The organism is Staphylococcus massiliensis (genome assembly GCF_043186315.1).
Taxonomy (GTDB): Bacteria; Bacillota; Bacilli; order Staphylococcales; family Staphylococcaceae; genus Staphylococcus; species Staphylococcus massiliensis.
Map to the genome: position 1 here is coordinate 581,368 of NZ_CP171119.1, position 25,998 is coordinate 607,365.

The window sequence follows — 25,998 nt, forward strand, 5'->3', positions numbered from 1 at the left end:
ATTTCATATATTATCGTTATTTTATATGAAATATTTTGTAAAATAAAATTTTGGTAAAGTAATGTAACGCAATATGTTAGTAAAACTAACATTTCGCCCCGAACTATACGTACAAAACCAAGTGTGTCATACTACTAGTAAGAACTGAGAGAGGGTGATGTTAATGAAGATTTTAATCGTTGAGGACGATCGCGTGATTGCACAAGCACTAAAGCAAGCCTTGAATAAATGGCAACTTGAAGCGGAAATCGTTACAAATTTTAACCATATTGTAGATGACTACGTGAAACCGGACATTCACCTTATCCTACTTGATATTAACTTACCTTCCTTTAACGGATATTACTGGTGCCAGGAAATTCGCAAAGTCTCTAATGTGCCGATTATCTTCATTAGTTCACGTTCTGATAGCATGGACAAAGTTATGGCAATTGAGATGGGTGGCGATGACTACATTGAAAAGCCCTTCGACATGACAGTTACCATTAGTAAAATACAAGCCTTACTTAGACGTACGTACGACTTCAATGCAACGTCGCATCACCTTGACGTACAAGGTTGTAAACTTGTCGTTGAAGAAGGCAAGCTTTACTACGACGATCAAGTGATTGACCTTACATTTACCGAACTTCAGATTGTGCACCAACTTTTCAAAAATGAGGGGCAGTACGTGAGTCGTAATAAATTGATTGAAACGTGTTGGGAGTCAGAACATTTCATTGATGACAATACGCTCGCTGTAAATATGACGCGGCTTCGTAAAAAGTTAAAGTCGATTGGCGTTCAGGATTTGATTCAAACGAAGAAAAACATGGGCTATAAAGTTTAGGAGTGCGATAAGATGAAATTTATTAAAGCTCAGAAGTCTTTATATATCACGTTGTTAGGCATACTGTTATTGTTTTTCGTCATCTTTGTATTAATGTCGCTACCGATGGAAGGGTTTCTACTCGCTTTAGCGATTACCGTATTTGTCTTTGGCGTGTTTCAGTTTATTGCGTTTACGACATTTCAAGAAACGCAAAATGTGAAACAAAAACGTGATGCGTTACAAGAACAAGTTATCAACGAACGCAATCAGCACGCACAATACAAAAGCCAAATTGAAAGTTTCTTTCTAACGTGGGTTCACCAAATTAAGACACCAATTACAGCTTCTAAGCTTGTGTTAGAACAGAATTCGTCAATGGACGCCGAAAAGGTCCGCCAAGAAGTTTTACAAATAGAGAATTATACGAACTTAGTACTGAGTTACCTAAAGCTTCAAAATAATGATACGAACATGGTATTTATGCCCGTTCAACTCGATGATATTGTGCGACCGCTCATCAAGAAATACTCGATACAGTTTATACAACATAAGACGAAACTACACTATGAGCCGATTCACCACGACGTTTTAACAGATGCCAAATGGGCTGAAATCATGATCGAGCAGATACTCAATAACGCTTTGAAGTATGCGAAAGGCGGCGACATTTATTTATCTTACGATGCGCATCAACAAACCTTTTATATAGAAGATAACGGCATCGGTATTCGTGAAAGTGACTTACCTAAGATCTTCGACAGAGGTTACTCAGGCTTCAATGGGCGCCTTAAGGAACAATCAAGTGGTATCGGATTATTTATCGTTAAGACGATCTCAAATAAGCTCAATCACCCAGTACACGTTCAGTCGCAACTCGGCGCAGGTACGACGTTTTCTATTCATTTTCATCAAACGAACCATAACCTTACATAATTGTAAGATTCGAGATAACATTTGTAAGAAATTATAAATGTTGTCTCTTTTTATATGAGATAAAGTGTACGTATCAGAAGAAAGGTGTGATGAGATGTTATTAGATATCCAAAACTTAAAGAAGATTTATGGTAAAGGGAATAATCAAATTACGGCCCTAAACCAAATGAACTTTTCAATAGAGAAAGGCGAATTTGTCGCAATAATGGGTGAGTCAGGGTCAGGGAAGTCTACCTTGCTGAATATTATCGCGACCTTTGATGAACCAACTGAAGGCATGATTTACCTTGACGGTAATGATATTTCGAAACTGAAAAATAAAGATGTCGCGAAATTCCGTCGTGAATCACTAGGCTTTGTGTTCCAAGATTTCAACGTACTACACACGATGGACAATAAAGACAATATCCTCATGCCTCTTGTCCTTTCTAACAAGCAACCTAAAGAGATGATGCCTCGTTTGGAGAAGGTAACATCGATGCTTGGTATCTCACATTTAGTAGATAAATATCCTTACGAAATATCAGGCGGTCAGCAACAACGTGTCGCAATCGCGCGTGCGCTAATCTCAAATCCTAGTCTCTTACTTGCGGACGAACCAACCGGTGCACTCGATTCGAACACGTCTGAAGAAATTATGAATGTCTTTCGCGATATCAATGCTTCAAATCAAACCCTGCTCATGGTTACACATTCGATTAAAGATGCGTCTTATGCGAATCGCGTCTTATTTATCAAAGATGGTGAATTATTTCATGAAATCTATCGCGGAGAGGAAGCGCAATTTGACTTTCAACAACGTATTTCTAATAGTTTAGCCATGTTAAACGAGCGAGGTGTCTAAGGTGCCTCTAAAATTATTATCCAAACTCGTATTCAAAAACTTTAAAGCCCTTAGTAAAACGATGATTCCATTCATTATCTCAGCATCCGTCATGTTTGGCTTAGAATATATCATTATCTCGCTCATAAACAATGACTACCTACAACAGCGTCATGAGAACTTACCGATGTTGATGAGATTTTCAAGCGTTATCGTGACACTACTCGTTCTAATATTCGTGTTGTACGCCCATCGCTTCGTGATGAAACAACGTAAGCAAGAATTTGCGCTCAATATGACACTCGGTATGGAAAGGAAACACATTCGATTACTCATATTTATGGAACTGATACTCCAATTTGCGATTATCGCATTCCTAAGTATTTTAGGCGGCTATCTATTCGGTAATCTTGTTTTCCTTTTCCTAAATACGTTGGTTCAAGATTCTGGAATCAAACTCATGAATTATCCGTTCGACGTGAACGCGATGATCATTGTACTCATCATGTTAGGCGTGACTTTGGTACTCCTATATGTCATCAGTCATATTCAAATCACCATGCAAAAGCCCTCTCAGCTATTCAGCACAAAAAGGTCTGGTGAAAAGAAATCTCGCAAGGTTATGATTATCATCTATTTCGTAATAGGAGCAATCGCGCTTGGTTACGGGTACGTTATTGGTGTAACTACTGAAGGTGGCATGGACGCCTTAACGAAGGTGTTTCTTGGCGTATTAGCCGTAATGGTAGGAACATATTTCCTCTTTATGTCATTAACGATTTTAGTCCTACAATTCTTACAGAAACGAAAGCGTTTTTATTACAAACAGAAGCACTTCTTCTTTATTTCAGGTATGTTGCCAAGAATGCGTAGTAATGCAGTGGGATTAGCGAGTATTACAATGCTATGTACTTTCGTTATCGTGACACTCGGTATGGCTTTAACGACATATCGAGGTATTGAAACACAAATTGATCATGCGATGTTTAACGACTACGAAACAACGTTTGACGGTAATTATAAGAAAGATCGTCAAATCGCTAAGCAGATTGATAACTTTGAAAAGGACATTAATCAATACGAGCCTGATGTGGACGTTAAGCGTTTAATCAGTGTCAACGCGCCTATGGTTCATTTAGATGGAGACTTTAAACCCATGTTGCCTAAGTATCAAGAACAAACGTCTTCTAAGAATTATATGTATAGCTACGTTGTGACTGAGGAAGGTTTTAATGCATTAAAAGATACGAATTTACATCTTAAGGATGGAGAAGTCGCGGTCAGTTCAAATGCGAAACGTTTCAAGAACTTTGATAACATTCGACTTAAAGATCAGACTTATCACGTTAAGCATTTAAAAGGCGACTATGTTGGTTCTAACATTGCTGTCGATAGCTTGTACATCGTTGTGAAGGATGAAGCCGAGTTATACAAAATGAATGACTTCTATACGAGTTATAATTTTAAAGCTGGCGAAAAGCAGGACTCACCTATATATACGGATATAGCCTTTGATGTTAAGGGTGACCATAAAGCCCTTGATAAACACATTAAATCCTTTGAAAAGAAATATAATATTCACATCAATCAACGTTCTGAAACTGCTACGATGTTATATGAAACGAACGGCGGACTTATTTTCTTAGGTATCGTTGTATCAGCAGTATTACTGATTGGTATGTTCTTGATCGTGTATTATAAGCAAATTTCTGAAGGCATGGATGATAAATATAATTACCAAATTATGAAGAAAGTAGGACTTTCAGATAAACAAATTAAACGTGTTATTCAAAAACAGATCTTATGGTTGTTTATGTTGCCGATAGCTGTTTCTCTAATTCATCTCGCATTTGGATTTAATATTATTTATAACTTAATTAGTGTATTAGGCATTCGAGAAATTAGCTTATTCCTAACAAGTTATTTATTCGTAACGCTTGCGATTATAGCACTTTACGGTTTAATCTACTTCGTAACATCACGCAAGTACTATCAAATTATTAATCAGAAATAAAACAAAGACGAACCTTGGGATAAAGGTTGAGAAATAGAGCATTGAAGCTTTATTTCATATAATTCCCTAAACAGCTGACTCATAGGGGCGGGGCCCCGCCACAGAAATTTGCGCAAGCAAATTACCAAGCTATGCAAGCCGGGGGCTTAGGAATGGTACAAAGTAGCTATGCTACTTTGTAAGTCCAACTAACAAACTAAAGTTTGAGTTGGACTTTACAGGAAAGCATGCTGTTTAAAGGAATTGTGAATGATGTCCCATGGTTCGTCTTATTTATACTGTATTGAAGAAATAATTGAAGCGACACCTTTACCAATGTTTCTATAAATATGTTTAAAATCTGACTTAAATCGGATACCTTGATCTTTACTTAATTGGTACGATTTGTCGTTAATTTCTAATTCAACATCGCCTTCAGTAACGATGATATAAATCTCTGACTCGGAATGATGCCCCTCTGCTAACATTTCACCGTTCTGTTGAATCTCCATCTTGAACATTTCAAATTGTTTTTCTTCCTCATATAAAAAGTAAGGAAACACGGTAGTTGATTGATCGTGGTTATAAATTGGTGTGATATCGGATTTATCTATTACTGAAATTTGATTATGCTTAGGTGTAATTAAGGTTGTTAAAGGAATATGCAGGCCGTTCGCAATTTTCCATAGTGTCGTTATTGTGGGATTTGATTCACCTTTTTCAATTTGGTTTAACATCGTTTTACTAACGCCTGTTAATTGAGATAATTTTTCCAAACTCAGGTTTTCATTTCGTCGATAATCATAAATATTTTTAGAAACGGTTCTTTGAATATTATGCATAATAACCTCCTGTTCACTATTATTGTACATCCTTTACAATATAACGGACAAATTGTACACTCATAATGTACGTTATAACGGAAATTTTGAGCGCTATATTTCTCAACTCTTATTAAGGTGGGTCTAGATGTTTGAATACAAACGAAGATTTTCGAACACGTATATTTTAATGTTCATCGGTATTCTGCTCATTGGTGCTAATTTACGCGCACCGATCACTTCCATTGGCGTTGCGTTACCTTCAATAAAAGCACAACTCGGTATTTCTAACTCAGTAGCAAGTTTAATCACGATTGTCCCATTACTCGCATTTGCCACAGCGTCGCTATTTGCAGCTAAGACAGGTAATAGACTAGGACTAGAGCGTACAATTTTTTTTGCGTTAATTTTACTTGTAATTGGTTTAGTATTTAGAGGTATCACACATATTGCATGCTTATTCATTGGAACATTACTAATTGGAATCGGCAATGCTTACAGTAATGTATTAACTCCGGCAGTCATTAAAGGCTACTTCCCGCACCGAATAGGACTTATGACGGCTTTATATACCGTTATCATGAATCTCTTCGGTGCCTTATCATCCTTTATAACGGAACCTTTAACAAAAGCATTTAACTACAGTATCTCAATCAATTTAATCATTATATTAACACTCATTACTTTAGTTATTTGGAGCTCTCAACTTAAGAATAAGCCTTTAAAGATAGAAGCGTCTTCAACAGAACCGATTAATATTTGGCGTTCGACACTAGCTTGGCAAATTACATTTTTTATCGGTAGTCAATCTTTAATCTTTTATTCATTCTTAAATTGGTTACCTGAATATTTATCTGAGAAAGGTGTTGCAATAAGTACTTCGGGAACTTATTTAACGATTTTACAATTGTGTCTGATTCCTACAACTTTTTTAACACCAATACTTATCGAAAGGATGAAGCGACAAGTTGTCGTAATCGTGATAGCTGGTTATGTTTGGGTTAGGCGTTTTATTAACGATGTTGCATACTGATTTGGTGATGATAGGCGTTATACTTATCGGAGTAGCTAGTGGTATTTCGTTTGGGTTAGTCAATACATTTTTCGGTTTAAGAACAGAAAGCAGTATCATGGCTGCCAGATTATCAGGTATGGCCCAAGCGTTAGGTTACTTGATAGCTTGTATCGGTCCTTTATGTTTTGGCCTTCTCCATGATCTCACACATAGTTGGCTAGCATCGTTCATATTATTATTAATAACCGCTATCGTCATGATGACATTTTGTGCTGGCGCAGGGCGACATACAACAATCGAAAATTCTACATAATAAAAATAAAGACGAACCTTGAGACAAATTTTGAGAAATAGAGCATTGAAGCTTTATTTCATACAATTCCCTAAAACAGCTGACTCCTAGGGGAGTAGCGTGCGTCCTGAGACTACAGGCTCAGGCCACGCCCCAGGAAAGCATGCTGTTTAAGGGAATTGTGAATGATGTCCCGTGGTTCGTCTTTTTCTAAATAATTATTTCGCTTCTTCAAAGTTCTTTTTAAAGATAAGAACGAGTGCTAGAATACCGAGTGACGCAATGGCAGCTGTTAAGAAAATTGGCATGTAAGCTAAGTGTGTAGCACTTTCAATACCATTTAACATTGCGTCTTTTAAATCAGGATTAGGAATATCTTTGATCTTATCGATAATATGTCCTTGTGAACTACCTTTCTCGCTCATTGTACGCATCACTGAAGCGGGCACGTCTTTCATCGTAAAACCAGCTTCCATCATATTGTCCTTAATCTTTTCACCCATTTTACTAAAACCAATCGCGATAAATGTTGAGAAGATTGTAGGTGATATCGTAATACCAATCTGTCTTGAAACTGATAATGTACCAATAACAGTACTGTTATTCTTGTTAGAGTGAGCTGAGCGTGTCGCAAGAACGGTCATTGGTGCGCCAATCGTGAATCCGAAACCAATTCCGGCAATAATTGAAAAGATAAAGAATGGTAACGGTGAGAATGTGAATAACGCTAAACCGCCATAACCAATAATACTGATGATACTTGCTGAAATCAGTGCGAAAATAGGACCTTTCTTATCAACGATCTTACCACCCATAGAAGCTCCTACACCTGAAGCTAGTGCAAGTGGTGTCATCCAGAAACCACTGTTGTCTGCTTTAACATTTAATACATTTTCAACGAATGACGGTATGAAGATGATTGCACCAATTAACATACCTGATAAGATACCCATGATTAACGTTACAGAGAATGTAGGGTTCTTTAATAATTTAAACGGTAAGAATGAGTCAACGTCTTTATTTTCATTCATATATTCGATAAAGATCATGATGCCATAACCTAAGATGGCTAAGATAAATAATCCAATGACTGCGAAACTCAGGATACTACCTGCAATGTTACCAGTTTGAACATTGTTAATCGCGAACATCACTAGTAACGTAGAAATAGAGAACATTAAGATTGCGTACTTATCAATCTTAGTTTTAACTTTATCTTGCGTTTCCTTCATTTTAAAGGCCACAAAGAAAACGATTAAGATTGCGAAAGGTACATTAATGAGGAACAACCAATGCCAAGTTCCAGTAACATTAATGAGTAGACTACCAATATTTGGTCCAAGTACAGACGCAATACCATTCATTGCGCCAAGACCACCTAACATAGAGCCTTGTTTTTCTTTTGAGTACGTTGAGATGATGTGAGAACTAGCGATAACGAATAAGCCACCGCCACCAAGAGACTGAATAAGTCTCGCAACAATAAAGAATATATAGTTAGGACTTAGCGCTACAAGTAACGAACCGAGTCCAAATAAGACAACTTCTGCGATAAATACTTTCTTTCTTCCATACATATCAGCGAGTTTACCTGCTATAGGCGTCGTAACCGCCATACCAAGCGTGTAAATCGTGATGCCCCATGATCCCATTTGTGCATCGATATCAAAAGAATTGTTAATCGTCGTTAATGCAGCACTGATGATACCGTTATCAAGTGCTGACATAAATACGCCGAGTAATAGAAATAGTGCGACGATATCAAAGCTCTTCTTTTTCATCTAACCCCTTCTTTCAAGTTTTCTATTTATGATACGTTAAATATAAAGGAAGAATTTGAACTGAATGTGAACTAAAAAAATTTTTATTTGTTCATATATAGTTCATATTGAAGGAATAGTATAAGTGGTGTCAAAGGGAATAACGTATTAATTAAGAAAATTCACAAAAAAGAGAAAGGGGATTCTTATGAGTACGACACTTATCTTTGCAATTATCACTATTTCTTTAGCACTTGTATTTTATACATGGGGTGTCTTTTCAGAGAGAAAGAAAGGCGAAATTAAACCAGGACATCTCGTACTATTCGGTTTAGGTTTAATATTTGATACAATCGGTACAACTTTAATGTCAACACTCGCAGGCAGCGAAGCGGATGCAGGTATGTCACTACACCAAATCACAGGTTTAGCCGCAATTATCTTAATGGCATTCCACTTTATTTGGGCAATCGTTGTACTAATTAAAGGTACAGACAAAGCGAAACATAACTTCCACAAATTCAGTTTAATCGTATGGTTATTCTGGTTAATTCCTTATATCGTAGGTTTAATCATCGGTATGAGCTAAATAAGATTTCAAGGTGAGGCACTTAAGTTGTCTCGCCTTTTTTATTTATTTGAAAAGCCCTTTAAGAAATTGGAAGTGTCGAATTTTGAAAAAGTGTAACTTTCGAAAGTTTTGTTAAATGTAAAATAAAAACTTATAAAAATTAATTGTAGTAAATATAAAAATATGTTGCGTGGTGCTATAATAAATGTGCTGCTACTTGTTGAGAAAGGAGAATCTTATACATTAATGCTTAATCAATAACGTTATCTTTAGAACTCAGTCATCTTTTTAGAATTTGGAGGAAAGCATTTGAAACGTATTTTTAAGATTATACTGATTCCATTTTTATTATTAACCGTTATTACGGACTATGCACATGCAGAAACCACTAAAGAACTACAGTTTGAAGTCTTAAAAGAAGGCTCAGAGGAAGTAGCAATCGCAAACGAATACTTCGAAAAGCCTGCCAAAGTTATTGAACGTGATGGAAAATCTTTTATAAGGTTTGATATCAATCATAGCCATTGGATTAAATCTATCTTAATCGATGGACAGAAGGAAACTGTCATTAAAGAAGATAAGACGAAAGACACTAGGGTATCTGAATTCCTACTCAGTCAAACATCTGGCAAAGTTAAAGGTGTAGTAAAAGTTGAAGTCGATGAGAAAGTTAATGGAAGTCCTTTTAAATATGACCACGAATACAAAGTTGAGTTTAATTTGAAAGGGGACGTAGCTGCTTCGACTGATAAAGCAACGACATCCTCAACACCTGAAAAGGTAGAACCAAATCCTAAAACATTCGCAGGTGAGCCTGTTGCTTACGAAAAGTTTATTATTGTAGCACTTATAGGCATTGTAATCACGTTCTTTATATCTCGAAAAAGAAAAACGCATCATGTTTCATAGTCTAAAATGGATAGTGCTCGTTTTCGTACTCTATCTGTGTTTATCAGAAGTCGTCTATGCATCTGAAGATTCATCTCATTTAGAAGTACTGCAAGATGATGTTGAAATAGAAGTTCATGAAATTAAAGAGATTGAATTAGGTGACAAGGTATTTAAAGAAGTCGTTCTTAGTGTTCCGTATGAAGTTAAGGAACTTGTGATTGCGCATGCTTACGATGTAAATCACTTCGAAGCATTAAACCTATATAAAATTTTAGTTGATTCAGAAGACGTGTTAGATAAACTTTCCATTACAATGGTTACTTTGGACGATTTAGAAAAAAGGTTTGATATAGAATTGAACGATCCTGCAAAAGAATATGAATTAGAGGAAAACACTCTTACGAGTGAGTTCGATGTCTTAAAGTTATTAGACGATGTGAAAGTCGATAATGACTCAAGTTTAAATGATTCTAATGTTCAACAACCTATCGATGTTAATACACGTTATGTAGATGATGTACCAACCCCTTTTAATCAACCAACTCCTAAACCACGTACATCTACAATACAACAACATTATCAACCAAATCTTTTATTTAATCGTGATAGCGATATCCCTAAGCCGAAACGATTAAATAAGGCAGAAATCAAACCTGAATCTCAAGTCGTTCAACCTCAAACACATCAAAGTTTATGGATTGTTGCGTTAGTTATCGCTTTCTCTGTTCTAGGATTAACGCTTACAAGTAAGAAATGGAAAAAATTAAACGTTCATGATGTCCAAGGGTAAATTCCATGAAAATACTTATTAGATTTATTCAGATCAGTGCAATAGTCGTGATTATATACGCAAGTTTTCAACTCTATATGTCATCTTCTAAGAATCAACGTATCCAACATCAATACGAAACGCTACAACAAACCTATACGTTTAAAGATAAAAACAATAAACTAAGACCTCAATTCGAAGCCTTAAAGGCTGTTAATAAAGACATTCACGGTTGGCTTCATGTAGAAGGTACGTCTCTCAACTATCCAGTACTTCAGTCTAAAGATAATCTAGATTATTTAAAACGTGACTTTAACAAGGAAGATAGTCACAAGGGCAGTTTATTCTTTGACTATCGCAACAATGTTAAACAATTATCTTATAACACTATCATATACGGACATCATGTCGGTGATGGTACGATGTTTGATATTTTACCTCAATATCTTAAACAAGATTTTTACAAACTTAACCCAAATATTCAATTTGATACACAATTTGGTAAATACCGCCTAGAAGTTTTAAGTGCTTTTCAAACAAGTACGAATGATAACTATATCCAAACCCGATTTACGAGTAAAGAAGCATATCGTGACTTCCTATATAATACGCTCAAGAAATCAGTTATCCATACAAATGTAGGGATTACTGAAAAGGATAAACTTATTACATTATCGACTTGCGAGGATCCAATTCGGGATACAGAGAAGCGCGTGGTGGTTGTATGTAAATGTGTACTAATTGAAGTTTAAGATCAAATAGAAAGGAGTTTGATACTTGAAAGTAAAACTCATTCTAAGTTCAGCTTTAATCAGTTTAATTATCAACAGTTTAAGTTACGACAATGCGAAAGCTTCCGATTATTCAGATGTTCAGTTACTTGAAGGTATGGTAACAGAGGCAACACGACATGTAGCTCATCTTAAGATTTTACCTTTTTACGACGAAGTTAATATCTCATACGACCCGAATGATATAGTGCCGTTTAAGACTTCTGAAGTTGCCTTTGATTATCCTTATGGTCAATGTACGTGGTACGTTTATCACCGCATGAAGCAATTCGGAGAAGGTGTAGACTATTTAATGGGTGATGCTAAAGATTGGATTGATCAAGCTAGACATCAAGATTACACGATATACCATGAGCCACTTCTACACGCTGCGGTGGTATTTGATAGCAATCTATTAGGTGCCAGTGCAGAATACGGGCATGTGGCCTTTGTGGAGCATGTATTTAGTGATGATTCTATCTTAATCTCTGAATCTAATGTTGAAGGTTTAGGAATTATATCAAAACGTATAATTCCACGTGAAGCAGCGCAAACACTGAGATATTTTAAAGTGTAAATTTTGAAGTTGAGACATATTCTGTATTTTAAATAAAGAAAATGGGTATGTCTCTTCTTATAATATATTTATATGGACTATACATACTGCGGTACACATGAGAAGTGTTATGTTAATATAAGAAATGAATTGCATCAAACTTATACTAAACGTGTTAGGAGAATCTATAAATGGCACATCATAAAATTTATGATATGAGTTTAGCTTCAATTTATCCGCATTATATTACTAAAGCTGAGAAAAAGAGCTTTCTAAAGATGATGTAGATTTAGTAACTAAATGGTTAACTGGCTATAGTCAAGAAGCGCTTGAGCAACAATTGGAAGATAAGGTTTCACTAAAAGAATTTTTTGACCAAGCACCAGAGCTTAATCCAAATCGTAAACTTATAACTGGTAAAATCTGTGGCGTTCGTGTAGAAGACATTGAAGAACCCCTTATGCAAGAAATCCGTTATCTCGACAAACTTGTGGATGAAGTTGGTAGAGGTAAAAAGATGGAAAACATTCTTAGAAAAGAGAAATAACGGAGGGATAGGCATGCATAAGTTATATCAACATGGCACACTTGGTGCCTTAATGGCTGGGCTACTTGAAGGGACAGCCACTGTTGATGAATTACTAACTAAAGGGGACTTTGGCATCGCGACCTTAACGGGGTCTGATGGTGAAGTCATCTTCCTAGAGGGTGAAGCCTTTCATGCGAACGAGCATGGAGACTTTGTTCAACTTTCTGGTGAAGAACGCACACCATATGCAACAATTGCTCATTTTAAATCTGATCACCAATTTAACGTAAAGCATATGGATTCAAATACATTTAAAGATAAGGTTAAGAGCGAGATGCTAAGTGAGAATTTATTCTCGGCTGTTAAGGCTACAGGTACTTTTAAGTCTATGCATGTTCGGATGATGCCAAAGCAGGATCCACCTTATACGAAACTTATGGACTCTGTAGAAAGTCAGCCTGAAGTAACATTGATGGATATTAAAGGTACAATCGTAGGCTTTTTCACACCAGATCTATTCCATGGTATAGGCGCTAAGGGATTCCATATTCATTTTGTGGATGATCAAAATATGTATGGCGGACATATATTAGACTTTGAAATAGAGAATGCATCTATAGAGTTACAAAATTTCGAAACCTTTGAACAACATTTCCCAATCGACAATAAAGCCTTTTTAAATGAAAAGATAGATGAAGAAATGGTACGACGTGATATCGAGAAGGGTGAATAAGTACCGACAAAACTATAAACGTTAGATAAAGAAAAGGACGTGACCTTAAAGAGCCAACGTCCTTTTTTGAAACACTATAATTGCTTTACTTTAACCGAATCGAGTTCATTAACGTTTATTGAATAGGTCTTTTCATTGGTAATATCAAGAAGTGTTAAGTAATAACCATGCCCAGCACCAGTGTCAATATTAATCGTTTCCTCAGACATCACAATTTCATCTAAATGACAACCTTCACGGAATGTTGGAACGTGCCCGTGAACGACACATTTCCCAGGAAATTGAGTTTGGATATAATCGCTTGGTTCATACCCTGTAGCACGTATCACTGGTTGGTTATTTAAAGCATAACGCGTGTCGATGCCTGCATGTACGAAAATATAGCGTTCGTGTTCTATCACGCAGTCCAAGCGACCGATTATATTCACCCATTTATGGTCGAGATTCGTGCATTCATGAATCCATTTTAATTCATGATTACCGATGAGTGCCTTGGCACCATTTCTAACTAGAGCTTCAACATATTCTAAAGTGCCGGTTGAATCGGGGCCTTTATTTACGTAGTCGCCTAGTAAGACGAGTTGGTCTGTTTGCGAGCTATACTGTGCTTCATGAAGCAATTTTTGAAGTGCTTGTTTATGTCCGTGTATGTCTGAGATTGCGAGTAGCCGATGTTGTGTCATGGTCGTCCCCCTTTCTTTTTGAAAAGTTTGGGAGAAAAGCTATATAAGATTATAATTTACGTTTTCGTTCCCATTGTTCCATAGCGATTAAAATAATAGATGTAATACCTATTGATAACAACGCCATAGCCATACCTTGTGATGAATCACCTTGTTCAAACTGGCGATAAATAAACGTAGCTGACGTATCAGTATTAGGTGGTCTTAACATTAGCGAACCTACAAGTTCACGCATTGAAATACAGAAAATTAATATCCACCCAGAAATGATACCTGGTCTAAGGAGTGGTAGTGTAATGGACTTAAACTTCTGCCACCCTGTACTACCACTCATTTCAGCTGCTTCGAATAAGTTAGGACTGATGTTTTGCTTCACGTTTTTGATATTTTGTACAGCGTACGGAATATACAATACGGTATACGTCACTACTAACATGAAGATAGTGTTATAAAGTGGTATTGGATTGAACTTACTGTTCCAAAATAGGATTAAACCAATTACGACAATGATCCCTGGAACCGTGTTAGGAAGTAAACTTGAAAAGTCTATTAGCTTACTTAAAGGGTTTCTCTTTTGTGACGATAAAACGTACCATAACCCTAAGATACTTGCGAGCGTTGCTGCAATAACCGCAAGTAATACACTGTTAAATAGGGCGATACCACCGTTACCACTTAGTACTTGTACAAAGTTATCTAACGTAATGTTGTCAGGAGTTAAACCTTTAGATAAACGTTTTACGAAAGCATTGATAACAATACTTGCATAAGGTAAAACGATTGTTACGAATAGTTCAATAAATACAAAGAGATAAAGTAATATATCCCATTTGCCTTTCGGAAGGATGCGTGTCTTCTGTCCTTTACCGCTATTTGAGATAAAGTTAGTTCGTGTTTGGAACCACTGTTGGAAGGCCCAGACACCCATACTTACCGTCAGCAGTAATGAAGATAAGAGTGCAGCTCTTTGGAAGTCGATAGGCCAAATCGATGCACTATGGTGAATTTCAGATGTTAAAACTTTAAAGCCAATGCGGTTACCCATAGTTACAGGCGTACCGAACTCTCCAATGGCTTTTACAAAAACAAGTAAGGCACCCATGCTATAACCTGATACAAAGAGTGGTGCGATAATACGTTTGAAGCGGTACATGAAAGAACCACCGTATATAAGTGCTGCTTCTTCTTGAGATTGATGTATGTTTAATAAAGATTTCTTAAGTACGACATATAAGAATGGTGTTAAGTGACAGCTCATGATAACGACCATTCCAAAGAATGAAAAGAATATCGGTGTTAAATGTGAAAATATCGGACTGATTTGATGAAGCAATCCGTTATGTTGCATTGTTAACATCCAGCCCATTGCGCCAATGTATGGCGGTGTCATAAAAGGAACCATAATGAGTACATCTAACCATTGATGGCGACTTAAAGATGTTTTAACCATGATATAACTAAGTGGTAATGCGATTAGTGTTGTCAAAATTACCACTGAAAGTCCGAGTAATACAGAGTTCCAAAGAATTTTTAAGTTGCTTGATTGTATAATTTGTTGCACATTCTCTAAGAAAGATGATGCCTCACTTGGTGCAAAACCCCTATACAAAATTAAGCATAGGGGTAATACCACAAGTATGAATAATACAATCAAAGCAAGGACTTGGTTTAGTCTCTTAACTTGATGTTGCATATTATCTCATTTGATCCATGAATTTTTTTAGTACATCTTCTTTGTCTTTAGATAATGATTCCCAATCGTACTCAAGTTCTTTAATATCCTCACGTTTTTTAGTTGCTTTATTTTTCTTTTGAGATTTATCTGCAGGAATTAAATAGTGTTTATCGACGATTTGTTGACCTTCTTTACCTGTAATAAAGTCCATATAAGATTTCGCATTTTCTTTGTGTTCAGCTGATTTTAAGATGAAGGCTGGACGTGGTGAAATTGACGTACCTGATTTAGGGAACTTGATGTCTACTGGTTCACCTTTATCTTTAGCTTTGTATACCATGTAGTCTACGCCACCATAGATTGCTTTATTCTCACCCTTGATGACTGTTTCAAGTGAAGGTTTGTTAGCGCCTGCAACTTTCATGCCGTTGTCTTTAAGTGATTGGTAATCGTCCCAAGCTTTGTCGCCTTCGTTATTAACTTTAATTGATAATAAATCTAGTGCTGTACCTGATTCTGATGGGTCTGGAACTGCGATTTGATCTTTGAATTCTTTTTTAGTTAAGTCTTCAATATCTTGAGGTGGGTTTTTAACTTTGTCTGTGTTGTAAGAGATACCGAGTGCACTACCACTGAAACCGTAGTAGTAACCGTCTTTATCAACCCAATCTTCGTAAAGCTTGTCATGGTTTTTAACTTTGTATGGTTCAATTAAGTCTTGTTTCTTATAGTCAAGTGCTGCTGGTAATGAAGCAAGTTGTACAACGTCTGCTTTAGGATTGTCTTTTTCAGCTTCAAGACGTCCTAATACTTCACCAGTCGTACCTTGGAAGACTTCAACTTTCTTACCGCTTTTCTTTTCATAAGCTTTAACTAAATCTTTAGCCATTTTCCCAGGGCCTGAAGTATATACGACAAGTTTGTCTTTACTGTCACCGCTACTTTTAGCGTCACTACCTTTGTCACCTTCTGGTTTATTTTGACATGCAGCTAAAAGCATAACTGTAGCAATCAAAAGAACAACATATTTAGATAATTGTTTCATATTTTAAGCCTCCACTTTTAATAATTTTGTTTCATTATAATGAATGTCTAAATGAACAGATGTACCGGGTTCAAAGTAACGTGTGTTATAAAATTTAATTTCTTTATCTTTTATTGAAGCGGTGTACTGATAGCGTTCTCCAGTGAAACTTACCGTTTCAACTTGAGCTTTAATACCGTCATTTACTACGTGCACGTGTTCTGGTCTAATGAATAAACCGTATTTACCATCGGGTTGACTAACTGGTAACGTGATACCTTCATGCGTTCTAAATTCACCATGCTTAACATAACCTGTTAAATATGTACCTTTACCGATGAACGTAGCGACGGCTTTATTTTTAGGGTGCTGGTACAATCTTTCTGGAGTATCGAATTGAACGATTTCGCCATCTTTCATAACGGCGATTTTGTCTGACATGGTCATAGCCTCGTATTGATCATGTGTAACGAATATCGTCGTCATACCATATGTCTTAATTAAGCGTTGAATCAATAAGCGCATGTCTTCACGTAACCCAGCATCAAGTGCAGAAAGTGGTTCATCCATTAGAATAAGGTCTGCTTTAGAAACGATTGCTCTTGCTAGTGAGACACGTTGTTGTTGTCCACCTGATAAAGCGTGTACCGCGCGTTTTTCAAAACCTTCTAAATGTACTTCTTTAAGAACCTCACGAACGCGCTGTTTTAAATTTTTCGTATCTTTTTTGACCTTTAAAGGGTAAGCGACGTTTTCAAACACGGTCATATGTGGCCATAACGCAAAGTCTTGAAAGACCATACCTATTTGACGATTAGACGGCTTCACGAAAATGCGGTCAGCACCGTGATAAAACGTTTGATCATTATGAAGGATTTCTCCATTATCTGGTTTCTCAAGGCCAGCAATAAGTCTAAGTAGTGTCGTTTTACCACTACCAGAAGCACCGAGTAGCGATATGAATTGTCCTTTTTCGACGTTAAGATTAATGTTTTTAATAACTTCGTTTTGGTCGAATGATTTTTTTAGATTTTTAATAGATAATTCCATGTCTTCACCTCACTCAACTCTTACTATAATAAAAATGTATTAATAAATATTAAACAACGTGTTAATGAAGAATCAAAATTTTATATGTAATATGTATAACTGTATAGAAAAAATCTATATTTGATTCATTTAGGTAATCGCTTTTTGAAAAGGAGTCTTTGAATGAACACGAAACAATTAATGATATTTAAGCATTTCGTTGAACAACAAAATGAAAATGTCGTTGCTGAGATGCTTCAAATTTCACAACCGACCGTCACGTTTCATCTAAAAAATCTACAGAAATCGTACGGCGTGCCGCTCTATTTAAAAAAGGGGAAACAGCTCAATTTAACAGAAGCGGGGCAAATGTTATATCAAAATAGCACCAAAATATTAACGCTAATGAGTGAAACTGAAGATTTGATGGAGGACTTTAAAACGTCGAAACGTGGCACATTAAGAATTGGTGCTAGTAACGCACCGATATACAGTATCTTACCTGACACGGTAAAACAATATTTAGAGGCTTATCCTACAATAGATGTGAAGCTATCTGTAGATACGGCGCCGCGCGTTATCGAAATGATTCATAATAGGGAGGTTGATGTCGGCGTCATTTCTGAAAATGGGTTGCCCTTAGAAGGTCTTGAAGTAAAACGGCTCACTGAGAATCCATTAATGTTATCGATGGATCAAGAACATCCGCTCGCTTCTAAAGACGACATACACCTTCAAGACATAAAATCATACCCTTTTGTCATACATAGTACTGGTTCTACAAGAGAGAGTATTGATGAGTGGTTAAACGCTAATCTGTTAGAAATAGATGCGACGATGCAATCGAATAATATGAATAGCCTGATTGAGACGATTCGAGGTTCTGAGTTTTTAAGTCTAATGAGCGCTTGTGTCGTGAATCATCCCGACATAATATCTAAGCCACTACCAAATCCACCGAAGAACCGTCATATATCGCTCGTGTTTAAATCTGACCGTTACATTACACCGATGATACAAAACTTTATTTCACTTCTTTATAAATCAATATAAAAGTCAAACCCCAACTCAAGTCGAAATTCACTTGAATTGGGGTTCTTTAGTTAATAGTTTTCGAAAATCATATTCGTTTTGAGTTGGTCGTTCGTTTCATGAATATTTAATGCATCAAGTTTCTTAATGATCGCTTGTTGAACGGCTTTGGCTTCAGATTCGCTAGATACCTTCGCAGAGACCTCTACAACGTTATCGTCTTGAATATTCCAGTTCTCAATACGGATATCATGACCGTCAATAGAACCTTCGTGGCGTTCGAAGTGAACGGGACCAATGACTTCTGGTGATTTAATTTGATTAAGCAGCGTTGAGAAAGGTGCTGCTGCCTCAGCCTTTAATAAATCAAGGCTCTTTGTCGCACCAGGAAGTGTCGTTCCTTCGTTGTCTAAAGTGACTTTGGACTTATTTGATACGCTTAGTGTTTGTTTACCTTCCCCGTATTCAACTTCGTATTCTTCTGCATCGTAGCCATCAGCTTGAGCTTTTTGAATGGCAGCGTCTACGTTACCATCCGTTATTGGATAACGCTTTTTATATTGAAGCTTCGTTTCATCATCGTTTTCGGACTTTCTTACACGGAAAGTCGTTTTCTTATTGAAGTTGGAACGTGCTCCGTCGTCTATGTATTGTACATTGAAGTCTTCGTCTTTATCTTCAGAGCCTAAGTCGTGTAACACGTCATGATCAATGTGTCGATTGTCTTTCACGATTTTATCTGCGTCTGCGTATACCTTAACTTCATACTGCGCTGATGCACCGTGTGCGATTGGTGTTGTAAGTGCGATGCCACCTATAAGTATTGAACTTGCGATAAGTAATTTTTTCATTGTTAAATCCACCTCCGACTTTTACACTACTTGAAAAGTTTTGACGGCGGATATATATGACGTAAAAAGATAATAAATATTTTAAATATAAGTTCTATTATCTTTTTGAATTTACTTTTCAAAATAAACAAACGCTTAACAATTTGACTAAATTATGAATACAAAACCTTGAATTAGGGTAGCATTTAAAAATAAATCATTAAATTTGATTGTTGTTTTAAATTAGTAACTACGAAGGATTAGCGTTATTACATATTTTAGAATTTCAAAAATGTCTTAGGTAGTGTCTTTTTGAAAACAAAAAATGTTGTAATAATCTATAATTATTTAGAATAATTATCAAATTATGATTAATTTTCTTTTTGTAAGGGTACTTATTATCTATAAAGGAGGAATTCTAAAATGGAAAACATTAAAGATCAATTTATGGGAATTCTTAAGACAATCATTGACTTTATTCCTAACATTATCAGTGCATTAGTTCTTTTATTAGTTGCATGGATTGTAGCGACAATCGTTAAAACAATTATCGTTAAAGGTTTAAAAGCAATTGGCTTAGATAAGAAACTTCGTGAAAAAGGCTTAACTGACCCAGACAAGAAAAAAGATGAGTCTAAAGGTCTTATCAAGACACTTGGTAAATTAGCTTATTTCTTAGTATTCTTATTATTCTTACCAGCAGTATTCGACGCTTTAGAAATGAAATCAGTTTCTAAACCAATCAATGGTATGATGGGCACTATCTTTGATTTCTTACCTAAAATTATCGTTGCAGTTGTAATTCTTGCAATCGGTATGTTCATCGCAAAAGTATTAGGTACATTAATCAAAAACTTATTAAACAGCATTAACGCTAGCAAATATAACCATTACTTAAACTTTGGTAAAAATGACAGAGACGGTTTAGACATTCCTGAAACAGCAGGTTGGATCGTAACTGCATTAATCGGTTTATTCTTCGTAGTTCAAGCTATTAACACAGTTAACTTATCAGTACTTAACAAAATCGGTACTGCAATCATCGGTTACTTACCACTATTATTATCAGGTGCAATCATCTTAGCACTAGGATTCATCGGTGGTAACATGTTAAGCAAAGTTGTTAAAAAATCAACTGGTAACAACATGGTTGGTGAAGCAGTTAAGTACATCGTTGTAATCGTAGCTGTATTCATGACATTAGATCAATTAGATTTAGCAGCTAGCATTGTAAACGGTGCATTCTTATTAATCCTTGGTGCTGTTGCGGTAGCATTCGCTATCTCATTCGGTATCGGTGGTAAAGAATTTGCTAAAAGACAATTAGACAAATTCGAAAACAAAGCAAATGACGACAATTTCCGTAAATAATTCTTAGAAATAAATGAACGGTGCGACAGAGTAATCTGTTGCACCGTTTTTCTTATGGAGACATAAGTCTCGAAGAGTGTGATAACTTCAGAGATATGTGGCTAAAAGTATAGTGATTAAGCGCTATGGGTGTAGGTAAATACACGAGACTAGGAATAAAAACGAAAAAAACCCAGTAAATACATCAGGAGATAATGAATTCAAAATTCATCAGCTAGCAACTTGAATACAAACACAAAACTCTCTACAATTAGGCAACTTCTCAGAAGCTATGATATAGCGTTAAAAGCACATCGCCTCTAACAATTATAATATATCATAGATAATTAAATTTTACACCAATTAATTTAAAATATATTTATTAGGAAGCTGACCTGGAAGGTCTTTTCAAAAAGAAAAAGCCCAGCTCGCATAATAAGCGAACTGAGCTAGTCGGTTAAATTAACCTTTATTTACTGAAGCATCGTAAATAGTGTCGATACTTTCTTGTAATTCTTTATTGAATTCTTCATCAGTTTGGTTAACGTTTAAGTCGTTGATTAATGCACGAGAGAAGCTTGCGATAAGGTTATCGTTCTTCTTAAGAATTTCATTAGCTTCTGAACGTGTGTAACCACCAGATAATGCAACTACGCGCACAACGTTAGGGTGCTCGATAAGTTTCTTGTATTGGTTCGCAACTGATGGGATTGTTAATTTAAGCATTACATATTGATCGTCGTTTAAAGCGTCTAATTCAGCTTTGATTTCATCAGCTAAGATGTCTTCGATCTTCTCTTTATCTTCAGCTTTGATGTTAACTTCTGGTTCGATGATTGGTACTAAACCAGCAGCGATAACTTCTTTAGCAACGTCAAATTGTTGTTTAACAACAGCTTTGATGCCGTCTTCGTTAGCTTCTAGGATATTTGAACGCATTTTAGTACCGAATACTTCACGTTCATTACCACGGCGTAATAAATCTTCTAAATCTGGATTAGGTTTCATAAGTTGAACACCGTTCTCTTGTTCAGCTAAACCTTTATCAATTTTAAGGAAAGGTACAATGCCTTTGTCAGCAAGGTACTGAGTAGTGTATTTACCTTCAACTTCACGGTCAATCGTTTGTTCGAATAGAATCGCACCGATTACTTTATCTGAAGTAAATGCAGGTGATGTTACAATACGTGTACGCATTTCATGAACAAGGTCGAACATTTCTTCTTCATTATTATATTGATCTTCTTCAATACCGTAACCTTTAAGTGCTTTAGGTGTACTACCACCACTTTGGTCTAATGCTGCAATAAACCCTTCACCATTTTTAATCTTATCGAATTGTTCTTGGTTCATTAGTTCCACTCCTTTGATTTATTTTACATATCTAGTATGATAAAAAACACCCTACAACACAAGTATTATTACATGACTTTTCAAAACTTTCACCATTATCGAAAGTTTAATATTTATATAAATATCATTATGTGTATGACTTCATTTTCCATTACTTTTGAAAAGCACTTTAGTTAAGCGAACGCTGTCTTTAGCGGCGAAATTAGTAGGGTGAGAAGTAGCTTGTGCAGAGGGGTAGGAAGTAGTTCTAGTGCGTATTAGGTCGAGACAATTACGAGTCATACTTTTGGTAGAAGCACTAACACTTATTGATATTTATCATAGTCAGTCCGTGTAAAGTTTAGAAAAGTACCTGATAAAGTGATTATTAATATTAATGAGTAAAAGACAGGGTCATTTAGTGGTAGAATTTCGAATATATTAAGCATACAAAAGAGCAAACTTATTATAATTAAGGCTTTAATCGTATTGCGAAGTAATTTCATTAGATAGCTCACATACCTTCTGAGTAGTTTGTAAATATAATAACATGAATATATGCTTGTTTTAAAAGATAAAACTATTAATGATTGGATCTTATTTCTTTAATATAATCAAATATAATAAATCTGAAGGCTTGTTACATTGTTTGAGACAAACAATGTAACAAGGAAGCCATAATACAAAGACTGAGGCAAACAATGTAATAAGGAAGCCATATTACATAGACTGAGACAAACAATGTAATAAGGAAGCCATGTTACAAAGACTGAGGCAAACAATGTAATAAGGAAGCCATATTACAAAGACCGAGTCAAACAATGAAACAAGGAAGCCATGTTACAAAGACTAAGGCAAACAATGAAACAAGGAAGCCATGTTACAAAGACTGAGACAAACAATGAAACAAGGAAGCCATGTTACAAAGACTGAGACAAACAATGTAACAAGGGCGTCCGTGCCTCCAATCTAAAGCCCAGTCTACTACCACTACTCGTCCCGAAACTGCACAAACTCCTAGTATTTCCTAAAATTCCATAATTTCACAGGTTAATCGCTTACATTTTGGGATATAAGAGTATAAAGATAGAGGAGATGAGAGAGATGACATATAAATTAATTGTCTTTGATATATATGGAACGCTTTTCGATGTACGCTCAATAGATGGGGCCATCGATCAGCTTGAAAGTGAACGTACTAAAGAAATCGGCGCGCTTTGGCGTAAGACGCAACTTGAACATGCGTTTTTAAGACAGGCGATGCAGAGCTATGTTGACTTTGAGGAGATAACAATTAACGCGCTCCGTTATGCGCTTAATTACTATAATGTCGGTCATACTGAGAAGGAAATTCAGTATATCGCAAGTAAATATACAGATCTTACGCTTTTCGAAGATGCGAAAGGGCTTTTAAAGAAGGCGCCTATTGCGGATTATGCGATTCTATCGAATGGTACGGATCATATGCTGGATCAACTTGCCTATAATAAAGAGGTTGACCAACATTTCAAATATATTATCAGCGTGGATCAGATTAGGCAGTTTAAGCCGAGTCCGGCGAGTTACCGCCTGATCTTGAATAAAAGTAAGCTGAAGCGAGAGGACATCCTGTATGTGTCTTCGAATTCGTGGGATATTAATGGCGCAAGTTCGTTTGGTTTTGACACGGCTTGGGTTAATCGTAACGGTGAGTTATTTAATGATAATGGCTCTAAACCGACTTACGAAATCAAAGATCTTTCAGAACTAACGCAACTAGTTCAATAAATTAAAAGGGTTAGGGCAAGCCGTTTTCGTCCTAATCCTTTTTTGTGTTATAACAAAGTATGAGTCGACGTGTTCAAATAGCTAAGAATAGATATCGAAGGAGATGATTATTTGAACATTAAACAAGCTTATACGGAGCTCGACCGCGTGTTTACAAGTTTTGGCGGTCTTGAAAATGGTGGAATTACAAGGCTTCTTTATACGAAAGAATGGGAACAAGCCATTAATCATCTTAAATTACTACTTAAAAATGAAGATTTCGAAGTGCGCAGTGACGATATCGGTAATTTAATCGGTCGAATCGAAGGGACGACGCACCATAAGGAGACGATTATGGCCGGGTCTCATATCGATACCGTGGTTGAAGGTGGTCACTTAGACGGACAGTACGGTATCTTGGCTGCGTTTCTTGCGATGAAGTATTTAAAGGATACTTATGGTAAACCGAAACGTTCGCTTGAGTTACTCGTTCTTGCCGAAGAGGAAGGTAGCCGCTTTCCATACACATTCTGGGGTAGTAAGAATTTCTTCAATATCGCAAAGCCTGAGGATGTAGCAGGTATTACGGATGACGAGGGCATTTTATTTGAAGATGCTATGCATAAATCAGGGTATGATTTTCGGAAAAAAGACTACCCGCACAATGACCTCAAGGCGTTTATCGAAATGCATATCGAGCAGGGTAAGGTGCTTGAAGCGGAAGAGAAGCAAATTGGCGTCGTTACAAGCATTGTAGGTCAGAAACGTTATACGGTAAAGCTTGTAGGTGAGACGAATCATGCAGGTACGACACCTATGGGTATGCGCCGCGATGTGATGGTTGCGTACGCTGAGATCATCCAAACGCTTACGAAACGTGCGCGTGAAGAAGGGGATCCGCTTGTAGTAACGTTTGGTCAGGTCAGTCTAACCCCTAATGTGGTCAACGTCGTGCCAGGCGAAATTGAGTTTACAGTTGATACGAGACACGATGATGCCGCTAAACTGAAGGCATTCTCAGAAGAGGTTGAAAGTACGATTCAAGATATCGCGAACGCCCATAAGTTGAATGTTGAAATGGATTGCTGGATGGACGAAGCGCCGACACAACTTGATGCCAATATTGTTCATGATATTGAGCAGGCCGCCTCTTTAAGAGCCCCTGGCAAATACAAGCGCATGAGTTCTGGTGGCGGACATGACGCCCAAATATTCGCGCAACATGTACCAACAGGCATGATTTTCGTACCTTCTATTGATGGCATATCGCATAGTCCTGAGGAAGATACCGATATAGACGACCTTGTGAAAGGTATTGAGGTCATGGCAGAAGTTTTATATCAATTAGCGTATTAATAGGGTAATTAGATGTGATTTACATGTAATTTTAAGAACCATTGCGTTCCCTTTTTAAAAGGCCTTTTCAAAAAGAGAAAATAGAGAATTCAGGATCTGACGCTTGTATACGAGTCATGTACAAGCGTCTTAATTTATGCGTAAATTTGCTAAAATATATGATACGATTATTATAAATATTATAATGTGGTGTTACAGTGATAATTGTGAGTGCATGTTTGGTGGGGGAACCAGTCAGATACGACGGTGACCATAAATTAAAAGAAGATTTAAGGCAGCTTGTCGCGGACGGTAAGGCTGTAAGCGTGTGTACAGAGGTGCTAGGCGGATTGGCGGTACCGAGGGAGCCTTCTGAAATCGTTGGCGGCAACGGTGATGATGTCTGGGAAGGTCGCGCGAAAGTAATGACGATAAGCGGACGAGACGTAACAGAGAACTTCAAAAAGGGTGCCCTAGCGTCATTGGAAGTTGTACGAGAGTTTGGCGGGTCGCTTGTCATATTGAAATCAGGCAGTCCTTCGTGTGGTAGCGGTGAAATCTATGACGGTCACTTTAATGGTGGTAAACGAAGCGGTCAAGGTGTCTTCACGAGTTTATTGAAGCGATACGGTATTGAAGTTATGGATGAACATGAGTGGGGGACGAAGCGACGTAAATGATAGGGAGGATAAGTT

General features: G+C 36.7%; 24 protein-coding genes and 1 pseudogene. 17 read left to right on the forward strand and 8 right to left on the reverse strand.

All coding sequences use genetic code 11. The features are described 5' to 3' along the window. The first annotated feature begins 163 nt into the window (after window positions 1–163). The 4 genes from ACF3N8_RS02760 to ACF3N8_RS02775 all read left to right on the forward strand — a co-directional run bounded on the left by ACF3N8_RS02760 (window position 164) and on the right by ACF3N8_RS02775 (window position 4,581). A complete protein-coding gene (locus ACF3N8_RS02760) occupies window positions 164–829 on the forward strand; it encodes a response regulator transcription factor (protein ID WP_009382397.1) in 666 nt (221 codons plus the stop codon). A gap of 12 nt (window positions 830–841) precedes the next feature. Further along, window positions 842–1,744 carry a sensor histidine kinase gene (locus tag ACF3N8_RS02765; protein WP_009382395.1) on the forward strand — a complete coding sequence of 301 codons (903 nt, stop codon included), beginning with the start codon at window positions 842–844 and terminating at the stop codon, window positions 1,742–1,744. A gap of 94 nt (window positions 1,745–1,838) precedes the next feature. Next, window positions 1,839–2,588: an ABC transporter ATP-binding protein gene (locus ACF3N8_RS02770; RefSeq protein ID WP_009382394.1), complete on the forward strand. Its 750-nt coding sequence runs from the start codon at window positions 1,839–1,841 to the stop codon at window positions 2,586–2,588. 1 nt (window position 2,589) lies between these two features. Next, window positions 2,590–4,581 (forward strand): ABC transporter permease, encoded by a 1,992-nt coding sequence (locus ACF3N8_RS02775; protein WP_009382392.1) that lies wholly within the window; start codon window positions 2,590–2,592, stop codon window positions 4,579–4,581. 269 nt (window positions 4,582–4,850) lie between these two features. On the opposite strand, the gene ACF3N8_RS02780 is transcribed toward ACF3N8_RS02775, so the two are convergent. After that, the gene (locus ACF3N8_RS02780; RefSeq protein WP_009382390.1) at window positions 4,851–5,402 is read right to left on the reverse strand and encodes a helix-turn-helix domain-containing protein; all 552 of its coding nucleotides are present in this window, start codon (window positions 5,400–5,402) and stop codon (window positions 4,851–4,853) included. A 127-nt stretch (window positions 5,403–5,529) separates the two neighbouring features. Here ACF3N8_RS02780 and ACF3N8_RS02785 point away from each other — a divergent pair, with 127 nt between their 5' ends. Further along, window positions 5,530–6,414 carry an MFS transporter gene (locus ACF3N8_RS02785; RefSeq protein WP_392450200.1) on the forward strand — a complete coding sequence of 295 codons (885 nt, stop codon included), beginning with the start codon at window positions 5,530–5,532 and terminating at the stop codon, window positions 6,412–6,414. A gap of 492 nt (window positions 6,415–6,906) precedes the next feature. Here the strand turns inward: ACF3N8_RS02785 and ACF3N8_RS02790 are convergent, their stop codons facing one another. Beyond that, entirely contained in the window at window positions 6,907–8,469 is a 1,563-nt protein-coding gene (locus tag ACF3N8_RS02790; RefSeq protein ID WP_009382389.1) for an MFS transporter, read from the reverse strand. A 187-nt stretch (window positions 8,470–8,656) separates the two neighbouring features. Between ACF3N8_RS02790 and ACF3N8_RS02795 the strand changes: the two genes are divergently transcribed. The 7 genes and pseudogenes from ACF3N8_RS02795 (at window position 8,657) to budA (ending at window position 13,267) form a co-directional block, all read left to right on the forward strand. Beyond that, entirely contained in the window at window positions 8,657–9,037 is a 381-nt protein-coding gene (locus tag ACF3N8_RS02795; protein WP_009382384.1) for an HsmA family protein, read from the forward strand. 291 nt (window positions 9,038–9,328) lie between these two features. Beyond that, complete coding sequence (locus ACF3N8_RS02800) at window positions 9,329–9,928, forward strand: NEAT domain-containing protein (protein ID WP_009382383.1); 600 nt, start codon at window positions 9,329–9,331, stop codon at window positions 9,926–9,928. Beyond that, a complete protein-coding gene (locus ACF3N8_RS02805; protein WP_238094015.1) occupies window positions 9,918–10,700 on the forward strand; it encodes a hypothetical protein in 783 nt (260 codons plus the stop codon). The genes ACF3N8_RS02800 and ACF3N8_RS02805 overlap by 11 nt, the downstream gene beginning before the upstream one ends. A 5-nt stretch (window positions 10,701–10,705) precedes the next feature. Further along, a complete protein-coding gene (gene srtB, locus ACF3N8_RS02810) occupies window positions 10,706–11,431 on the forward strand; it encodes a class B sortase (RefSeq protein WP_392450203.1) in 726 nt (241 codons plus the stop codon). A gap of 25 nt (window positions 11,432–11,456) precedes the next feature. Further along, complete coding sequence (locus ACF3N8_RS02815; protein WP_392450205.1) at window positions 11,457–12,026, forward strand: CHAP domain-containing protein; 570 nt, start codon at window positions 11,457–11,459, stop codon at window positions 12,024–12,026. Window positions 12,027–12,196: 170 nt separating this feature from the next. After that, window positions 12,197–12,552, forward strand: a pseudogene (locus tag ACF3N8_RS02820) (DUF2200 domain-containing protein). A gap of 13 nt (window positions 12,553–12,565) precedes the next feature. Then, window positions 12,566–13,267 carry an acetolactate decarboxylase gene (gene budA / locus ACF3N8_RS02825; protein ID WP_238094017.1) on the forward strand — a complete coding sequence of 234 codons (702 nt, stop codon included), beginning with the start codon at window positions 12,566–12,568 and terminating at the stop codon, window positions 13,265–13,267. A gap of 74 nt (window positions 13,268–13,341) precedes the next feature. Here the strand turns inward: budA and ACF3N8_RS02830 are convergent, their stop codons facing one another. Genes ACF3N8_RS02830 through ACF3N8_RS02845 form a run of 4 tightly spaced genes read right to left on the reverse strand, consistent with a single transcriptional unit; the run spans window position 13,342 to window position 17,699 of the window. Further along, window positions 13,342–13,950, reverse strand: coding sequence for a metallophosphoesterase (locus ACF3N8_RS02830; RefSeq protein ID WP_009382377.1), 609 nt, complete (start codon window positions 13,948–13,950; stop codon window positions 13,342–13,344). Between the two features lie 49 nt (window positions 13,951–13,999). Further along, window positions 14,000–15,643, reverse strand: coding sequence for an iron ABC transporter permease (locus ACF3N8_RS02835; protein WP_238094018.1), 1,644 nt, complete (start codon window positions 15,641–15,643; stop codon window positions 14,000–14,002). Window position 15,644: 1 nt separating this feature from the next. Beyond that, window positions 15,645–16,670 (reverse strand): ABC transporter substrate-binding protein, encoded by a 1,026-nt coding sequence (locus ACF3N8_RS02840; protein ID WP_009382375.1) that lies wholly within the window; start codon window positions 16,668–16,670, stop codon window positions 15,645–15,647. Between the two features lie 3 nt (window positions 16,671–16,673). Next, window positions 16,674–17,699: an ABC transporter ATP-binding protein gene (locus ACF3N8_RS02845; RefSeq protein WP_238094020.1), complete on the reverse strand. Its 1,026-nt coding sequence runs from the start codon at window positions 17,697–17,699 to the stop codon at window positions 16,674–16,676. A gap of 162 nt (window positions 17,700–17,861) precedes the next feature. Here ACF3N8_RS02845 and ACF3N8_RS02850 point away from each other — a divergent pair, with 162 nt between their 5' ends. After that, on the forward strand, window positions 17,862–18,731 hold the full coding sequence (locus tag ACF3N8_RS02850) for a LysR family transcriptional regulator (RefSeq protein ID WP_009382372.1): 870 nt from the start codon (window positions 17,862–17,864) through the stop codon (window positions 18,729–18,731). Between the two features lie 50 nt (window positions 18,732–18,781). Here ACF3N8_RS02850 and ACF3N8_RS02855 read toward each other — a convergent pair whose 3' ends face one another. Continuing rightward, a complete protein-coding gene (locus tag ACF3N8_RS02855) occupies window positions 18,782–19,561 on the reverse strand; it encodes a hypothetical protein (protein WP_238101150.1) in 780 nt (259 codons plus the stop codon). 402 nt (window positions 19,562–19,963) lie between these two features. Here ACF3N8_RS02855 and ACF3N8_RS02860 point away from each other — a divergent pair, with 402 nt between their 5' ends. Next, window positions 19,964–20,911, forward strand: a complete 948-nt coding sequence (locus ACF3N8_RS02860) for a mechanosensitive ion channel (RefSeq protein ID WP_009382370.1) — start codon at window positions 19,964–19,966, stop codon at window positions 20,909–20,911. A gap of 441 nt (window positions 20,912–21,352) precedes the next feature. On the opposite strand, the gene ACF3N8_RS02865 is transcribed toward ACF3N8_RS02860, so the two are convergent. After that, window positions 21,353–22,243, reverse strand: coding sequence for a fructose bisphosphate aldolase (locus ACF3N8_RS02865; RefSeq protein ID WP_017176706.1), 891 nt, complete (start codon window positions 22,241–22,243; stop codon window positions 21,353–21,355). Between the two features lie 1,083 nt (window positions 22,244–23,326). On the opposite strand from ACF3N8_RS02865, the gene ACF3N8_RS02870 reads away from it, so the two are divergent. The 3 genes from ACF3N8_RS02870 (at window position 23,327) to ACF3N8_RS02880 (ending at window position 25,983) form a co-directional block, all read left to right on the forward strand. Then, a complete protein-coding gene (locus ACF3N8_RS02870) occupies window positions 23,327–23,989 on the forward strand; it encodes a haloacid dehalogenase type II (protein ID WP_238094023.1) in 663 nt (220 codons plus the stop codon). Window positions 23,990–24,100: 111 nt separating this feature from the next. After that, on the forward strand, window positions 24,101–25,324 hold the full coding sequence (gene allC, locus ACF3N8_RS02875) for an allantoate deiminase (RefSeq protein ID WP_009382367.1): 1,224 nt from the start codon (window positions 24,101–24,103) through the stop codon (window positions 25,322–25,324). Window positions 25,325–25,521: 197 nt separating this feature from the next. Then, entirely contained in the window at window positions 25,522–25,983 is a 462-nt protein-coding gene (locus tag ACF3N8_RS02880) for a DUF523 domain-containing protein (protein WP_238102050.1), read from the forward strand. The last annotated feature ends 15 nt before the right edge of the window (window positions 25,984–25,998 follow it).

Bases quoted from the DNA above. Each gene is read 5' to 3' on its own strand.
- ACF3N8_RS02760 (WP_009382397.1), top strand. From the start codon at position 164: ATGAAGATTTTAATCGTTGAGGACGATCGCGTGATTGCACAAGCACTA.
- ACF3N8_RS02765 (WP_009382395.1), top strand. From the start codon at position 842: ATGAAATTTATTAAAGCTCAGAAGTCTTTATATATCACGTTGTTAGGC.
- ACF3N8_RS02770 (WP_009382394.1), top strand. From the start codon at position 1,839: ATGTTATTAGATATCCAAAACTTAAAGAAGATTTATGGTAAAGGGAAT.
- ACF3N8_RS02780 (WP_009382390.1), bottom strand. From the start codon at position 5,402: ATGCATAATATTCAAAGAACCGTTTCTAAAAATATTTATGATTATCGA.
- ACF3N8_RS02785 (WP_392450200.1), top strand. From the start codon at position 5,530: ATGTTTGAATACAAACGAAGATTTTCGAACACGTATATTTTAATGTTC.
- ACF3N8_RS02790 (WP_009382389.1), bottom strand. From the start codon at position 8,469: ATGAAAAAGAAGAGCTTTGATATCGTCGCACTATTTCTATTACTCGGC.
- ACF3N8_RS02795 (WP_009382384.1), top strand. From the start codon at position 8,657: ATGAGTACGACACTTATCTTTGCAATTATCACTATTTCTTTAGCACTT.
- ACF3N8_RS02805 (WP_238094015.1), top strand. From the start codon at position 9,918: ATGTTTCATAGTCTAAAATGGATAGTGCTCGTTTTCGTACTCTATCTG.
- srtB (WP_392450203.1), top strand. From the start codon at position 10,706: ATGAAAATACTTATTAGATTTATTCAGATCAGTGCAATAGTCGTGATT.
- budA (WP_238094017.1), top strand. From the start codon at position 12,566: ATGCATAAGTTATATCAACATGGCACACTTGGTGCCTTAATGGCTGGG.
- ACF3N8_RS02830 (WP_009382377.1), bottom strand. From the start codon at position 13,950: ATGACACAACATCGGCTACTCGCAATCTCAGACATACACGGACATAAA.
- ACF3N8_RS02835 (WP_238094018.1), bottom strand. From the start codon at position 15,643: ATGCAACATCAAGTTAAGAGACTAAACCAAGTCCTTGCTTTGATTGTA.
- ACF3N8_RS02840 (WP_009382375.1), bottom strand. From the start codon at position 16,670: ATGAAACAATTATCTAAATATGTTGTTCTTTTGATTGCTACAGTTATG.
- ACF3N8_RS02845 (WP_238094020.1), bottom strand. From the start codon at position 17,699: ATGGAATTATCTATTAAAAATCTAAAAAAATCATTCGACCAAAACGAA.
- ACF3N8_RS02850 (WP_009382372.1), top strand. From the start codon at position 17,862: ATGAACACGAAACAATTAATGATATTTAAGCATTTCGTTGAACAACAA.
- ACF3N8_RS02855 (WP_238101150.1), bottom strand. From the start codon at position 19,561: ATGAAAAAATTACTTATCGCAAGTTCAATACTTATAGGTGGCATCGCA.
- ACF3N8_RS02860 (WP_009382370.1), top strand. From the start codon at position 19,964: ATGGAAAACATTAAAGATCAATTTATGGGAATTCTTAAGACAATCATT.
- ACF3N8_RS02865 (WP_017176706.1), bottom strand. From the start codon at position 22,243: ATGAACCAAGAACAATTCGATAAGATTAAAAATGGTGAAGGGTTTATT.
- ACF3N8_RS02870 (WP_238094023.1), top strand. From the start codon at position 23,327: ATGACATATAAATTAATTGTCTTTGATATATATGGAACGCTTTTCGAT.